At 44.8% G+C, this 15705-nt stretch carries 17 protein-coding genes; 4 read left to right on the top strand and 13 right to left on the bottom strand.

All coding sequences use genetic code 11. The annotated features are described in order from the left end of the window. Positions 1–83: 83 nt before the first annotated feature. From AC5JPO_RS08545 to AC5JPO_RS08535, 3 genes are all read right to left on the bottom strand, one after another. Positions 84–548 carry a DNA polymerase III subunit chi gene (locus tag AC5JPO_RS08545; protein WP_493853842.1) on the bottom strand — a complete coding sequence of 155 codons (465 nt, stop codon included), beginning with the start codon at positions 546–548 and terminating at the stop codon, positions 84–86. Between the two features lie 7 nt (positions 549–555). Next, positions 556–2187, bottom strand: a complete 1632-nt coding sequence (locus tag AC5JPO_RS08540) for a leucyl aminopeptidase (RefSeq protein ID WP_493853841.1) — start codon at positions 2185–2187, stop codon at positions 556–558. A 194-nt stretch (positions 2188–2381) separates the two neighbouring features. Then, positions 2382–2999: a cysteine hydrolase family protein gene (locus tag AC5JPO_RS08535; RefSeq protein WP_493853840.1), complete on the bottom strand. Its 618-nt coding sequence runs from the start codon at positions 2997–2999 to the stop codon at positions 2382–2384. Between the two features lie 533 nt (positions 3000–3532). Between AC5JPO_RS08535 and AC5JPO_RS08530 the strand changes: the two genes are divergently transcribed. Next, the gene (locus tag AC5JPO_RS08530) at positions 3533–4825 is read left to right on the top strand and encodes an LPS export ABC transporter permease LptF (protein WP_493853839.1); all 1293 of its coding nucleotides are present in this window, start codon (positions 3533–3535) and stop codon (positions 4823–4825) included. Next, the gene (lptG, locus tag AC5JPO_RS08525; protein ID WP_493853838.1) at positions 4825–6033 is read left to right on the top strand and encodes an LPS export ABC transporter permease LptG; all 1209 of its coding nucleotides are present in this window, start codon (positions 4825–4827) and stop codon (positions 6031–6033) included. The genes AC5JPO_RS08530 and lptG overlap by 1 nt, the downstream gene beginning before the upstream one ends. A 97-nt stretch (positions 6034–6130) precedes the next feature. Here the strand turns inward: lptG and AC5JPO_RS08520 are convergent, their stop codons facing one another. The 9 genes from AC5JPO_RS08520 to recN all read right to left on the bottom strand — a co-directional run bounded on the left by AC5JPO_RS08520 (position 6131) and on the right by recN (position 12920). After that, on the bottom strand, positions 6131–6739 hold the full coding sequence (locus AC5JPO_RS08520; RefSeq protein WP_493853837.1) for a class I SAM-dependent methyltransferase: 609 nt from the start codon (positions 6737–6739) through the stop codon (positions 6131–6133). A 59-nt stretch (positions 6740–6798) separates the two neighbouring features. Next, positions 6799–7239 carry an MgtC/SapB family protein gene (locus tag AC5JPO_RS08515; protein ID WP_493853836.1) on the bottom strand — a complete coding sequence of 147 codons (441 nt, stop codon included), beginning with the start codon at positions 7237–7239 and terminating at the stop codon, positions 6799–6801. Between the two features lie 148 nt (positions 7240–7387). Further along, the gene (locus tag AC5JPO_RS08510; RefSeq protein ID WP_493853835.1) at positions 7388–7726 is read right to left on the bottom strand and encodes a DUF3817 domain-containing protein; all 339 of its coding nucleotides are present in this window, start codon (positions 7724–7726) and stop codon (positions 7388–7390) included. A 67-nt stretch (positions 7727–7793) separates the two neighbouring features. Beyond that, the gene (gene xerD / locus AC5JPO_RS08505) at positions 7794–8732 is read right to left on the bottom strand and encodes a site-specific tyrosine recombinase XerD (protein WP_493853834.1); all 939 of its coding nucleotides are present in this window, start codon (positions 8730–8732) and stop codon (positions 7794–7796) included. Between the two features lie 71 nt (positions 8733–8803). Next, entirely contained in the window at positions 8804–9124 is a 321-nt protein-coding gene (gene tusA / locus AC5JPO_RS08500; RefSeq protein WP_493853833.1) for a sulfurtransferase TusA, read from the bottom strand. A 54-nt stretch (positions 9125–9178) separates the two neighbouring features. Next, positions 9179–9697: a hypothetical protein gene (locus AC5JPO_RS08495; protein ID WP_493853832.1), complete on the bottom strand. Its 519-nt coding sequence runs from the start codon at positions 9695–9697 to the stop codon at positions 9179–9181. Positions 9698–9781: 84 nt separating this feature from the next. Further along, positions 9782–10270: a Holliday junction resolvase RuvX gene (ruvX, locus tag AC5JPO_RS08490; RefSeq protein ID WP_493854028.1), complete on the bottom strand. Its 489-nt coding sequence runs from the start codon at positions 10268–10270 to the stop codon at positions 9782–9784. 217 nt (positions 10271–10487) lie between these two features. Next, entirely contained in the window at positions 10488–11051 is a 564-nt protein-coding gene (locus AC5JPO_RS08485) for a YqgE/AlgH family protein (RefSeq protein WP_493853831.1), read from the bottom strand. Positions 11052–11240: 189 nt separating this feature from the next. Further along, positions 11241–12920, bottom strand: coding sequence for a DNA repair protein RecN (gene recN, locus AC5JPO_RS08480; protein WP_493853830.1), 1680 nt, complete (start codon positions 12918–12920; stop codon positions 11241–11243). Positions 12921–13648: 728 nt separating this feature from the next. On the opposite strand from recN, the gene ppnP reads away from it, so the two are divergent. Together ppnP and rlmB are read left to right on the top strand one after the other, a co-directional pair. Then, on the top strand, positions 13649–13984 hold the full coding sequence (ppnP, locus tag AC5JPO_RS08475) for a pyrimidine/purine nucleoside phosphorylase (protein ID WP_319050756.1): 336 nt from the start codon (positions 13649–13651) through the stop codon (positions 13982–13984). Positions 13985–14232: 248 nt separating this feature from the next. Further along, positions 14233–15003, top strand: coding sequence for a 23S rRNA (guanosine(2251)-2'-O)-methyltransferase RlmB (gene rlmB, locus AC5JPO_RS08470; RefSeq protein WP_493853829.1), 771 nt, complete (start codon positions 14233–14235; stop codon positions 15001–15003). On the opposite strand, the gene coaE is transcribed toward rlmB, so the two are convergent. Continuing rightward, positions 14966–15652, bottom strand: coding sequence for a dephospho-CoA kinase (gene coaE, locus AC5JPO_RS08465; RefSeq protein WP_493853828.1), 687 nt, complete (start codon positions 15650–15652; stop codon positions 14966–14968). The genes rlmB and coaE overlap by 38 nt on opposite strands. Positions 15653–15705 lie beyond the last annotated feature (53 nt).

Below are 15705 nucleotides of genomic sequence, written 5' to 3'. Positions count from 1 at the left end.
CGATATATCAGGTAACAAGTAGATTTTGTGATAGCAAATTCTATAAAAAGTGGCAAAAAGACAAGGTAAAAGGTAAAGCTAAACTAAACCTTAAAGTGGGTCAACTCATAGCCTAATTGCTGATACGCTTTATATTTATCACGGCCCGCTTGGGTACTTGCCGTATCTGGTTTGATCAGCTCAAGGACTCTGGAAGGTTTGGCATTACTAGTAGCCACCATAAAATCATTAACAGGATGTGCGGTAGTATTGAGTACAATACCGTTGAAGTCTGCTGGCATATGATTACCAAGCAATACAGGTGTCATAGACTTACTAGCCGCCATGTCGACATCAGTTTGATTATCTAAAAGACACTGATGCGGTATAAAACTCGTGGCATCGTATGCCCAAAGTGCCGTATCTAGGTCTGATAGTAATGCTTTATCTTCAACTAAAATGAGCAAAGACTGAGCGCTTTTGTTGAGCGCTGTCTGAGTCAACTGACAAACAAAGCCCAAGAAATCTTGGGCTTTACTCTCACTTAATACATAAAAGCTGATCTTCATAGAACGCTTATACTCTGTCTGCGCTGTTTTTTAGATATTGCATGAATAGTGGCACAGGACGACCAGTTGCTGCTTTGTCTTTACCTGAATTCCATGCGGTACCAGCGATGTCTAAGTGCGCCCATGCTTGACCTTCTTCCACGAAGCGCGACAAGAAGCAGGCGGCAGTGACAGCACCAGCGCCTTTGCCACCGATGTTTTGCATATCGGCGATTGGTGAATCGAGCTGAGCCTGATACTCGTCATCTAATGGCATATGCCAAACAAGATCGCCCGACAGATTACTCGCGTTTTCTAAGTCAAACAGTACGTCTTCATCATTACTAAACACCGCTGAGCGTACATGACCTAAAGCAACCACACAAGCACCAGTCAGGGTTGCCACATCGATAATGGCTTTTGGGTTGTAGCGCTGTACGTAACATAAGGTATCCGCGAGCACTAAACGACCTTCGGCATCAGTATTCAAAATTTCAACTGACTTACCATTCATGGCTTTTACGATATCGCCTGGACGTGTGGCATCACCTGATGGCATATTTTCGGCACAAGCGAGTGCGCCAACGACATTGATGGGTAGACGTGCTTCACACAAGGCTTTGATGGTACCAAGTACTGACGCCGAACCGCCCATATCAAACTTCATCTCGTCCATTGCTGCACCCGGCTTGATTGAGATACCACCTGAATCAAAGGTAACCCCTTTACCGACCAATACGATTGGGGCATCATCGCTAGCGTTGTCTACTTTTTTAGCTGACTTTTTGGTTGGTAGCTTATCAGCCAGTGCTTTTAGACCAGATACTTTTGCATTGCTGCTGGTTGTCTCAGTTGTTCCTGCCTCTGTGCCAAATGCTGATTTACCGCGATACTCCATCAGTACCAGCTTGCCTTCTTTGGTAGAGCCTTGTGCAACGGCTAAAAAGCAATGCATACCTAGCGCTGTCATCTCATCCTCACCAAGTACCTTGACGGTCAACAAATCAGGATAAGTGGTTGCAAGTTCTTGAGCTTGTTCTGCCATATAGGCTGGGAAGCAAATATTACCTGGCTCATTAGCCACGTCACGAGTGAGGCTCTGACCGGCGAAGACTGACTGAGCAAATGCAAGTGCAGGCTGTAAGGTGTCATCAGCTACTAGGTAAACATCAGTCAGTACAGGCGTCGCTTGCTCAGACTTATACTTATCGAAGCGATAGCTGGCGGCTAGTAGATTGAGCGCAAATTGACCAAAGTGATTCTCTTCTAGCGCGTCGCCCAATGCAACCGTAATAGAAGACACACGCTTTTGTGTGCTGCTATAGATGGTCTTAGCAATTTTTTGCAATACAGTGTTATTGAACTTATCCGTGTTGCCCACACCGACTAGCAGTAACTGTACAGGATTCTGTTTGGTTGTCTTTTTATCACCTGCCAACGCATAGTCAGCAACAGTCTCACAGGCAGTGCCTTTGAAATGTGACACGTCAATCAACTGCTCAATACGAGCGGTATATTCAGTCAGCACAGATTCTGCCAGAATGTTTTTCTTATCATCGACCAATACAACCAGACAAGCGTCGTCTTTGCTCTTGGCTTCTTTTTTTAGCATTTTTTGTGTATGGGTCTTTGGTAGGTGCTGAGATAATTTAATATTCATATCGTTATCCTTATTAGAGTTATGAAAAATACAGCGTTCGTATGAGTGCGTATGCCTGTTAAATTATTAGATTATTTGGCCTATTGAGCAATCACAGTAGTGTAGCATATTGCGACGATAGTGCGCAGTTAGCAAGGCTTAGGTAATAAGTTCGTACAATTTTACTGCGCCAATTTACACGATCATTTTAAGACTTAGCCATTAACCAATTCGTCTGTCGTCATTAGGGCACTGAATCTATCTTGCAATGCTGCCATCGCCGTATCATGCATAACTTCAGCACTGATGGTTTCTTTTTTGGCGCTGGGGAGGTCGCGAGTCGCACAAGCGTCATGACAGACAAAGCTATCAAAGCCCAAATCAAATGCGGCGCGAACGCTTGAGCTGACGCACATATGACTCATAAAGCCTGCAAAAACAACTTGCTGCCTTGATGCAGATGAAATCATTGACTGTAGCTGAGTATCGTGAAACGCATTAGGATGTTTTTTGGTAATCACCGCCTCGCCATCTTGCGGCTGGAGCTGCTCAACAATCTCAACGTTGGCTGATAGGGGATCAAAGACATTGCCGTTTTCTGGACCGTGATGGGTAATATGAAAGACAGGCACATTTTGCTGACGGGCTTTATCTAGTAAGCGCTGCGCGTTTTCAATCGCTTTGGTGCCAGCATCTCCTAATGGCATCGCGCCATCGACATATTCATTCTGATAATCAATAAGCACGAGCGCGCACTTCGACCAGTCGAGTGCATCAAACGTGCCGCCAGCGAGTTCAAGTAGGGTAGAGGGGGTAGACGTCATATTATTCATTGATCTTATTCTCCATTTGACGATATAAAAGTATTTTTTGCACTTGGCATTTTTTTACTTAACTTTCACTTAACGATGTCACTCAGTCTAGCAATTAATATTGGCCATACGCACTCAGTGATACGAACGACAAACAAACCTTTCTAAAATAAATAAAGCAAAAATATCATGGAAGAGAGGTCTTTTAATTTAATCTCATTTGAAGCCTGGTTACTGCTTCATCCAATATTTGCTATATTTCTCTCTTACTGTCAATAATGCGCTATTAGCAAGGTGTAGGTAATGTTTTCAAACACATTTCACAGCCATTTTTGGGCAAAACATGCTAGCATTAGCGGTTATATTTGCCGCTTGTATTTGTTTAGTGTGACTAATCAGTCGTCCAGCAGTATTTGCTGAGACCTGAAGGTCTATTTGAACTTATGTCTTGACCATGCTGTGTTATCGTCGTCTTTACATTCGATGAGAACTGCTCAATCGACCATGCGCCTACCAACTGTTTAAGAGTACCCATTGTGATATTACGCCGCTATATGACTCAGCAAGTTGCCTCGACCACTGCACTGGTGTTGGGGTTTTTAGTGGTGATGATGCTTGGTGGACGTTTGATACGTTATTTTGGCATTGCTGCTGAAGGGCGTTTGGACATCAGCCTACTGTTCACGATCATTGGGTATAACCTGCCGTACTTTTTAGAATTGATATTGCCGCTAGCCTTTTTTATTGCCTTGATGCTGGTTTTTGGTCGCTTATATGTCGATCAAGAAATGGCGGTTATTAATGCTAGCGGCGTGTCTCGTGGCAGACTGGCGCGATTGATGACGCCATTGATATTGGCCTTGTTCGCTGGAGAGGCGGCATTGTCTATTGTTGGTAAACCATGGGGTGTACGCTCATCTGAGGCGGTCTGGCAGCAGCAAGCACTGACCAGTGCGTTTGATTTGATTCGACCGAATGAGTTTATCAGTAGCGGTAACTATCACTTATATGTAGGCAGTCTCAGCGATGATAAGAAAAAACTGCAAGATGTGATACTGATCCAGTCTGAGCTTGCGTCAAAAGGCAATGATACTAAAGATGCTGCGGATATGAACAACACTATTGATCAAAAGACAGCGGATCAAGTCGGCATCTCCGATATGCCAAAAGACATTATAAGTAGTAGTGCACAAAATATCAGCAAGGATACGATTACGCTTGCCAAGCGTGCTGAGCAAGTAAATACGGGTAATAGTGGCGTGACACAATTGGACTTATTCCAAGGTCGTCGTTACGAAGTGGGCGCAGGTAGCTTAAAATATAATCAAGTTACTTTTGATCGTTATCGCATCACCCTGACCGAATCCTCACAAGATGTCATTACCGAAGACAATATAGAGACCCAATCGATTGGACCGCTATGGCGTGCTGCAACGGGTGACACACAGACTAGTACCAATAACGCGCTGCGTGCTGCCCAAGGCGAGCTGGGTTATCGTCTCGCATTACCATGGCTGATGATTATCGCACCGATGCTAGCAGTACCGCTTGCACAGGTACGTCCACGGCAGGGACGTTGGTTGCGTCTGTTTCCCTCTATCTTGTTATTTGTGAGCTGTGCGTTGGGTATTATCTCACTCAAAAATGCGGTGAGCAAAGGCAGCGTCAGCGTGTGGGCATATGCATGGTTAGTGCTAGGGTTTATGGCATTGGCGCTCTATTTGAATTGGGGTAGCCGTGTGCAACATCGTCTGCGTTTTCGCAAACAAGAAAATAGACTGGCTGCAGCCACTGCACATAGTGATATCGATAATAAAAATCACCGTTCATCAGGAGGGCAGTCTTAATGCGCTCTTTATTTGCTAAGTCTGCAAGCACTGATCAACTGGCCAAAAAACCAGGTAGCCTAAAAGTGCTAGGCCGTTACGTCAAACTCAACGCCTTGCTTGCTATTATTGCTGCTGTCATGGGTCTGTGGGCGTTGCAGCTGGTGTTTTCTTATTTGTCAGAGCTTGATTCTTTGGATGACAGCTACACGATGGGTGAGGCGCTCAAATATATCTTTTATCGTTCGCCGTACTTTTTAGAGCAGTTTATTCCAACGGGTGCGTTACTGGGCGCTGTTATCGGACTGGGCTTACTCGCCAATAAAAGCGAGTTGGTTGTCATGCGTGCAGCTGGAGTCAGCATCTATCGTATCGTTGGATGGGTATTACAACCTGCTTTGATTTTTGTGCTACTGGCACTGGCGATTAATCAGTTTGTCTTACCATCTTCCAATCAATTGGCAAAGCAAATCAACGATGAGGATGATATCTCTCTGGTTACCTCAGTACGCGGCTATTGGACGATACAGCCACGGTTTGATAGTGCAGAGGATGGTAGTGCCATACCTGATGGTAGCGATATTTTGTACATCGATTATGCTGATGTCGCAGGCAACATTGGTGAGGTCAAACGTTGGCATTTAGATAACAATGGTAATTTGCAAACGGCAGTTCATGCTGAAGGCGGCAAATATACGGGGCGTGAGCCGATTGACCTTAGCAGTGATAAGCCAAGCGAGCAGTATCGCTATGAGTGGCAACTGAATGACATGGTCAAGCTCAGTATCAATCAGGGTTTTGAAAGTAGTCAAGCAGTCTCAGCATCAGATACCCTCAGCTTACCTTTTGCCCCAGAGTCGGTTTACTTGCTCACGCGAAAAGCAGAAGATTTGTCATTGACGCAGCTATATGAGCATCGCACATTTATGCGTCAACAGGGCAATCGCTCCTTAGAGCATGAAGTGGCGTTCTGGCAAAAGCTGCTGTCACCTTTGTCAATATTATCATTGGTCATCGTTGCTTGCTCTTTTGTCTTTGGCTCGCTACGTACGCATAGCTTAGGCTTGCGTATCGTCGTGGCCTTGCTTTTCGGTCTGCTATTTAGCTATATTCAAGACTTAGTTGGGTTTGTATCGCTCGCCACAGGATTCTCGCCCATGCTCATGGTGTTACTACCAATTATCGGCAGTGCAGCGCTCGGTGGTTATTTGATAAAACGACAAATGTAGCAGATAACCCATACCCGTAAATAAGCCAATAAAAAAGCACGTTACATCAGAGGTAGCGTGCTTTTTTTGACGATCTTTTATGGCTAGATGCTAAATATTATTCTTTGGTCGCCATAGTAATTGTGTAGGTTTTACCTTGTTTGATTTTATCGCTATTGCCAAACACTTCAGTAAATGAGCGCTTCACAAATTGGCGTAAGCCATTAATTGTCACGACATAAAAACGTCCACCTTTACGCATGCGCGCATAGGCATCGAGGAAATACAGATAATGCTGCTCTTTGCCTACTTTGGCTGGCAAGTTCGACATCACAAGGCTAAAGTCTTTGTCGGCTGCCACATGGTTGAAGCCATTTGATAAATGCACACCAACGTTGTTTAGACCGTTTTTCTCACAGTTACGGCGCGCATACTCTACCGCCATAAAGTCTTTATCAATGAGCGTATGCTGACCATTCGGACATTCGCGTGCTGCCGTCATACCAAGCACACCATAGCCACAACCCAAATCAATCGAATCGTCATCGTCTTGGAAATCCACATAATCAAGCAACATCAGGCTACCATCATCGAGCTTTTGCGGTGAAAAAATACCCCACGTGGTCGCAAAATCAAACGGCTTACCCAGTACGTCTTGGCGAAAGTTAATGTCTTCGCGCCAGTGTTCGGCATTCTTGAGGAGGTCGGCAGGTGGTCTATGGCTCATGAGATTCTCAATTGATAAGTATGGTGAGTATTGTAGCGACAACCGAATAAAATTTCAGCTTACTTTTTGGTTTGCTTCTCTGTTTTAAATGGACTAGAGAACTGCAATATCAAAAAACTAACAACAGATAAAATAATAGCGATCTCGTAGCGGCTGTAAGCGACTGAGATGCCAATAGCACCCGTATTCCATAAACTTGCTGCTGTCGCTGTACCCTTTACGCTGCCGCCACTTTTAAAAATAGCGCCACCACCGATAAAGCCCATACCAGTGATAATACCGTACATGATACGTGCTTCGGCATCACCATCTGAATAAATATCTCGACCCACCAACACAAAAGCACAGGAGGCAATCGTCACTAGCGGAAAGGTTCTAAGCCCAGCACCACTGTCTTTCATCTCCCGATTGAGAGCAATGGGCAACGATAATATAAAGGCAATACACAACTGGAAAAAATGATAACCCATTAACTGTAAGTCGATATCAAACCCAAACACAGCGCACCCCGCGATTCACAAGTCAGTAGACAATAATTCATGATACAGGGTTATGGTTCATTTAAAAAACAGCGATATTTTTTTAATGTTTTCTACAATATCGTCATCACTACAGGGTATAGGTTTGTGTCATCAAGACTTTTTAGTACTACTGTCCCAAACGCTTCTTCAATAAGTGATCAAAAATAAACGGTCCAAAGGGTAGAAACGAGCCAAGCACACCAGCGGGTAGCGCCCATAGGGGCAGTTTTATTCTACCCGCTGTAATGATCAGCACCATGATATAGGCAACGAATAACACCCCATGCACTGGGCCGACATAGCTCACCGCTTCAGGCATGCCCAACATGTATTTAAGCGGCATGGCGATACCAAGTAACAGTAAAAAAGACGTGCCTTCCAAATAACCCATAATAGTAAGATTTCGAAGGGCAGCATTTTGTTGTTTGGTTAGGGTAGATAAGGTAGATGGCTGAGCTTGCGACACTATGTATTCCTCTGACGATCATGAATCAATATTGAATGACAATTCTACTCACCACGCTACCCAGAAGTTATCCACGCGGATGATGCGCGGCATGTAACTGCTGCAATCTTGCCGTCGCTACATGGGTATAAATCTGTGTCGTGGACAAGTCACTGTGCCCTAATAATAGCTGTACACTACGCAGATCGGCACCATGATTAAGTAGATGAGTGGCAAAAGCGTGACGTAAGGTATGCGGTGAGAGTTCCTTATCGATACTGGCAATTTGAGCGTATTTTTTGAGCAAATACCAAAAATTTTGCCGCGTCATATAACCACCTTGCGCAGTCAAAAACACTGCTTGGCAATTACCAGATTTCAAATGCGCAATCAAATCCCCGCGTCCATGAGACAGATAGTCTTCTAGCGCGTCACTGGCATATTCACCGAGTGGCACCAATCGTGTTTTATTGCCTTTACCTGTGATTTGTAGCCAGCCAGCATTTAGATTGACTTGCTCAAGTGCTAGGTTTATAAGCTCACTGACGCGCAGACCACAAGCGTAGAGTACTTCTAGCATGGCTTTGTCACGGAGACCGAGAGCAGTGCTGGTATCCGGTGCGGCGAGGAGGTTATCAATATCAGCCTCGCTCAAGTCCTTTGGCAGTGGGCGACCAAGCTTTGGACTTTTTATGCGTTCACAAGGATTGTCTTCACGTAGGTTGCTTGCGATCATCCACAGATAGAACTGACGTAGGCTTGAGAGCATACGTGCTTGGGTACGCGGGGTTTTGCCATCTTGAGTGAGAAGAGATAAGCAGTGCAGCACATCATCAGGCTGCCAGCGAGTCAGGGCGATAGAGTTGGTCAATTCACAAGCACGTAAGTCACGCACATAGGCATTACGAGTACGCGTTGCCAGACCGCGTGCCAGCATTGCTTGACGAAACTCGGTCATATAAGCTGGCTCATCATCGACTGCCAGTGCTTTGGGCTGTCGTTGTTGCACGGCGCGATCACGGCTCATAAGGCAATCTCAGATAAGGGGTAGGGTAGCAGTGACAGGTAATTATTAGGAAGAAACCAAACCTATCACGCCTATTTTTTCTTAACCACATAACGATATAGTGTAACGCTTGCGGGAGTAGTGTCATCACTATCGATGGTGATTTCGTCAGGGTCAGTGTCTAAGCTTACGTTTTCAGCCAAAGTTTCTTGACTTATCAGCTCATGACCCAAATGACGACAGAAATTCGGAATATCGCGGGTGGTAGCAGGGTCGGTTGCCAGTATTTCGATCATATTTCCACTATCTGCTCTGCGGATGACTCGGTGTAACATCATGACTGGCTCAGGACAGATCAGTCCTTGCGTATCTAGGTGATGGTTGATCGGGGTATCTGGTATAGGAGTGGTCATAGTCGTTATCGTAAAGCTAAATAGGTGGGTTTAATAATAGTTGGTTTGCGTGATTTATTGATGCGTGCTGTCTGCATCGTCTACCATATCTGTCTCTGGCGTTTCGTCATTATCAGGCAAGTCAGCCACTTCTAAATAGTTAAAAAAGCGTTTGAAGCTGACTTTAAACAAGAAAGCTACACCCAGCCAGCAGGACAATCCCAACCAGACGGTATCTGCAAATATTAACCCACCAATCAGTATGATAGTCGAGACACCAATACTCATCGCAATCATCGAGGGCTGGTTCAAACGGTAGCGGTAAACCACCAACGCATCATAAATAGTAATAGGAATGGTGAGAGCAACTAGAGCATAGGGTAGGTTATAAAACAACCGATAAAGAAGCTGGTTGTCATGGAACATCTTGATGCTAGCGATGGTGCCAAAGACCACAAATGCGAGAATAGCCGCATAAATAAGATAAATCGCTACTTGGTTTGCACGCTGCGCACCTCTAATACGGGCAATAGCAAGCGGTGCAAAACCATGTTGCGACTTAGTATGCAAATCTTGGTCTGAAGCGGTGGTCATAGTAATCAGTCATTTATCTGTGGAAAGAGACAATATAGCGAAGTCGCGTCATAAGGCAACTATGTATTTCAGGTGCTTTTTTAACTAGTCGGCTTTGATCGCGTCAATGGCAATACTGCTAGTTGGGTCCGAAAAATAGGTCGACATCAGGATACAGGCAGAGATGTCATCAATCGGGTCGCGCTCGTTTTTTATCCAACCGTTATCCCATGCGATTTCTCTTGCTTCGATTGAGGTCAGGCGCTCATCACATAGTGACACGGTTACGGGCAGGTGCTGCTCCATAATCCTATGTGCCAAACGACGCGCAAATTTATGTGCCCGTTTTGAGAGCATAGAGCTACTGCCATCCATATTAAGTGGTAGACCGACGATGACTTGTGCCACGCCCCAGACTTTGATAATACCGATTAGATTGTCCCAGTCAGGCTGACCATTGTTCATCGCCAGAATGTCAAATGCACGGGCGGTCTGAGTCATGGTATTACCAAGCGCCATACCCATTTTTTTGACACCATAATCTAGTGCCAGAATAAGATGCGGCTTTACCGTTGGTTCAGTACTCTCAGTAATGCCGGTCTCAGCGGTACTGTCTCTAGTATTAAGGTCGCTGCTACTAAGGTCATTGGTATTCGGGTCATTATGACTGACACCAGGGGCATTGAGACTATCAATGGCACTATTTATAGCGTCTTTGCTAGTGGCTGTAAAAGGGCTATCTACCATAGTCACGGCTATCCTTTGGTTCTCTATCTGTATTTATAAGACGCAATGCATGAAATATATGATATCAAGCGTGACCAATTTCACTGCTGAGATAATCAAAATTGACACCGATTTTGTCCGCAGCGATTTGCCAACGTTCTTCGAATGGCGTATCAAAAAGTAAATTAAGGTCGGCAGGGCACACCAGCCAATCACCATTACCCAGTTCTTGGTCCAACTGTTTTTTACCCCAACTGGCATGACCCAGACACAGCTGATAATGACCGACACCTTGTCCTGCAGCGATACGCTTTAGGATATCTTGACTGGTTGTGATACAGACGTTTTCCGAAATCGCAAAAGAGGACGCCCACTCTGGTTGACCAGTATGCAGCACAAAACCAACCTCAGGATACATGGGGCCACCTTCTAGTGCCACATCTTCCATCACTTGTGGATTGGTCACTTCGATATCTAAATCTTCTAATAACTTACCGACTCGAGATTGCTCAAGTGGACGATTAACCATCAGACCTAGCGCACCATGCTTGTCATGACGGCAGATGTAGATGAGCGCCTGCTCAAACCTGGGGTCTGACAGCTCCGGTGCTGCAATCAAGAAGTGATGGGTCAAATTGGTTTTAGACATAGAAACAAACGCAACCGAATAAAAAGGGTGAGAGACCACTATATGGTGATAACGGATAGAAAAGCAAGATTCACGCCACATGCTACTGACGGTTATAATTGTCTAGTAAACACTGTTATCTAGTAAGCACTGTTTTGCTGACAAACAATAGATAATTTAGTGACAGTAGGCATGCTATCTGATAGTAGGCTATTTGACATCAGACAGTAAGCTGCGAGCATGATCACGAGTGACCTCTGTAATAGTCACACCGCCAGACATACGGGCAAGCTCATCTACTTGTGCACTGTTAGTCAATATGAGTAGCTCGCTTTCAGTTTGCTCTTGATGATGCTTTTGTACCAATATATGCTGATGCGCCTGCGCTGCGACTTGGGCTTGGTGAGTAATGGCAAGCAATTGCTGCGTTTGCCCTAGTGCGCGTAGCAGCTCACCAACGACTTGTGCCGTACCGCCACTGATACCGACATCGACCTCATCAAATACGAGCATGGGCTTGGCCGCATTATTATCAGCATTGGTCGCTTGTAGTACTTGCATGACCAGCGCCATGCGCGATAGCTCACCACCTGAGGCGATTTTGTGTAGTGGCTGCATCGGCATACCGACGTTGGCACTGAACAATAAGTCGACATCGAAGCACCCCTGCGCGTTATAGTGACTCGGCTCTACCTTTTCGGTAAATATGAACTCGCAGCGAGCATTAGGTAGTGCAAGCGGCTGTAACTGCTCAATAAGCTGTTTACTGATTGAGGGCGCCGCTTTTGTACGCGCTTTATTTAGCTGAGCTGCCAATGCCAGATAGTCTTGCCAAGCTTGCTCGATTTGTGCGGCCATCACATCACTGCTCGGCTCATTTTCTAATTGCTCTAATTGCTCTTGCCATCCTTTTGCTTCATCGATCAAATCACCCGCTGGCAAGTTGTGCTTACGAGATAGGCGATGACCCAAACTGATGAGATTGTCTAATGATTGCAAACGCTCAGGGTCAGGCAGTTGCTGTTCAGCATAGTCCGACAGTAGGGTCGTGGCTTCAGTGATTTGCTGCTGTGCCAAATACAGCTGTTCAGAGGCTTGCTCAAACGTTTGACTGACACTTACTTGATGATCACAGAGTTTTATAGCCTGACCAAGCAACGTCATAACGTCTGGTTCGTCAGTATCATTATCGAGCAGATGCAAGCCATGACTGGCTTCTTGCATGAGCGCTTCGATATTGGATAACTCTTCATGCTCAGATTCAACGTCTGTATAATCGACAGCCAATAAAGGGGTAACATCCGTCAGTTGGCTTTGTAATAATTGAATACGGTCTTGGCGCTGTGCTTCACGGCTAGCGAGATCATCAGCGCGGCGCTTTAGCTGCTGATACTCCTGATAGCTACTGGCAGTTTGTTCAGCTAGTGGCGTGATTTTTGCCATCTCATCAAGCCATTGCACCACAAACTGCGGCTTTAGCAAGGCTTGCTGAGCATGTTGGCTATGTATGTTGACCAATAACGTGCCCAAGCTTTTTAGCTCAGCCAAGCTGACGGGCGACCCATTCAACCATGCTTTTGAGCGTCCTGTATCACTGAGCTGGCGACGAATAAGCACTTCAGGCTCGTCTAGCGCCCGATCATTTTTGGTAAACCACTCAGTGATAATAGGGTTATTTGCTATATCAAACTGAGCATAGACATCTGCATGTGCTGCGCCATGTCTGACCATCGCACTGTCTGCCCGCGCGCCGACACATAAAGACAGCGCATCTAACAATAATGACTTGCCAGCCCCTGTCTCACCAGTGATGACATTAAAACCTTCAGCCACACTCAGCTCATGCTTAGCGATCAATGCAAACTGATGTAAAGTTAATGATACTAGCATCAACGCCTCTCGTGACAGACAATGGACTTCATATAAAACTCAAGGAGTCATCTATGAAATGAGATAAATAATGAGATGATTTTATCTATTTAACCGTATTAAGTAGATAAATATTGTAGGCAAATAGTATGGTGCTAAATAGGCTTAAATACAAACTTTAAGACGATGTATAATAGACTTTCTTCTTGGAAGAGTATCATATAACTATCGAAAATAGACCGCAAGTCATTACTATAATGTCTACAATATCAACTATTAGGATAGTTTGTTATCTCAAAATAAAGCGGATCTATAAGCAGTCGATATGTATAAAGCGCTCGGGCAGTGCTCATGATAGCCCGTCCCTTATACTGATTAAATAATCGTACGAAATAATACTGAATGAGTTAATGGATAATCAGTATTGGGTAGTATTTTCCTAGTCGCTTTAACAAACTTTGTGGATATAATGTGGTAGCATAATCTCACACGATGATAAAATGTAATACATGACAACGAGTCATGATTTTGTAAAATTATAGGCGTATAGTGGGAAGCACAATGTCCCGATCAATTGTTGTTCCAAAGCGTTTTCATAGAAGCTGCGATTACTTGTAGTGCGCAGACATCTAGTATAAAAGGATACAGTACGTATAGCAGAAGTGTCTGGTCATGACGCTATGCTGGGACGACTGTAACCCGTTACTTATTTTTTAGTTTTACCATAATTATTTGATAAGGAAGCCACGATGACAGCGGCGCAATTTACTAACGTAACAGTCAATGCACAAGCGACAATATCTTATGACGGTCGATGCTCGAGCCATACCATCATGTTTGAAGATGGTCGCCATAAGACATTGGGTGTTATCCTACCCTGTGATAATCTGGTAGAGCACTATCACTTTAGCACCAATACCTCCGAGCGTATCGAAATTACCAGCGGCGAATGTGAAGTGAAAATCAACGGCGATGAGGAATTTAGCTACTACCGTGCAGGTCAATCATTTGTCGTCGAAGGCAACAGTGGTTTCAATCTTCGTACCGAAGAGATCGTTCAGTATGTCTGCCACCTAGAGGGTTGATAATATTAAAAGGCTGATAGTGCTAGCAGTACGATAAAAATACCGTTACGCTAATATCATCAATGACTGGCTGATAACATCAATAACCAAAAAATAAACAATATCAGGTTGGTATTGTTTATTTCTGTTTTTAAGTCTTGTTTAATTGGTAATGAGTAGTTATAGCTACATCTATTATCAGTGCTAACGACATCCTTTTTTACTCCATCGCTTATCGCGATACCCACCTCATATTTAATAGGCCTATTATGGCAAAACCCATTTATTTTTATGGCATCCATGCGATTGATGCGCTACTTGAACATCGTCCGCTTGATGGTCTTAGCTTATTTGTGCAGCAAGGGCGCGAGACTGACAGTCATGTACAAGCCATCATAGCCCAAGCTGAGGCTAATGGTATTAGTATTCAGCCAACCCAAAAAGACAAGCTAACGCAGTTATGCGGTAGTCCGCAGCATCAAGGCGTGGTCCTAAATGCGCGTCCACTAGGTTTCGCCGATGAGGGCTTACTCGATACCATTATTGGCCGTGAGCAGTGCTTGTTATTGGTACTGGACCAAATCACAGACGCGCATAACTTTGGTGCATGCTTGCGTACGGCAGTTGCCATGGGTGTAGATGCGGTTGTTTGTCCCAAACACCACGCAGCAAGCCTAACACCCACAGTAGCCAAAGTATCGGTTGGTGCAGCAGAGATGATGCCGATTATTAGCGTCACCAATTTGGCACGCACGTTGTCACAAATTAAAAGTGCTGGTGTATTTGTATTTGGTACGGCGCTTAATTCCGATGCCAAACCAATACATGCTGCTGATCTGACTGGGAAAACTGCTATTATTATGGGTTCAGAAGGAGAGGGGATGCGTCGCCTGACCATGGAAAGCTGTGATGAGCTTGTATATATCCCAATGTCAGGAAACGAGCATGGCAATTTACAGAGCCTAAATGTGAGTGTTGCAACTGGTATGGCACTGTACGAAGTTAATCGACAGCGAACTTTAGCTGCTGGGCAAGCATAAGATACTCTTGATGTAAGGGTTCTAGCTGTAGGTATAAGGATGCCAGATTACTTTCATTGAGTATGACATTGTCCGCATGACGATTGCGCTCTTCACGACTGAGCTGATTGGTCATAATGGCTTTGATTTTTTGTATACTTTGATCATCACGCTGACTGGCACGTGCAAGCTGCGTGTCCTCAGTGGCGTCCATGACTAGAATACGTTGACATAAATTAGCAAGTCCTGCTTCCGCAGCCTCAATCAGTAGCGGCGCGGACAATATCACATAGGGGGAGGTACTAGCCTCTAGCTGTGCTTTTGCCGTCTCACGTATCGCTGGGTGAGTGATAGCTTCAAGCTCAATCAGTGCTTCGGGGTTTGTAAACACATGAGTGCGCACAGCAGCTCTATCCATTGACCCATCACCGTTCAATACCCAGTCACCGAATTTTTTCTGGATTTTGCGTAACGTGTCGCTGCCTTTGGCAACAGTTTCATGTGCAATCACATCTGCATCAATGATATCGATACCTTGTTCAGCAAACCAAGCGCTAGCAGCGGATTTACCACTACCAATACCACCTGTCAAACCTACTACAAGTGTTTTATTACTCGTTTGTAGAGTTTGTGATTGGTGCGAATAAGGGTGAGGCGTGTTTTTTAACATAGTAGCAGCTTGTCTAGTATATATAGTAAGGAATGCAGCGATAAACCAACCAT

The organism is Psychrobacter sp. H25 (assembly GCF_059076335.1).
Note: the sequence above shows the minus strand (reverse complement) of the source record. Positions and strands in the feature narration are given on the sequence as shown.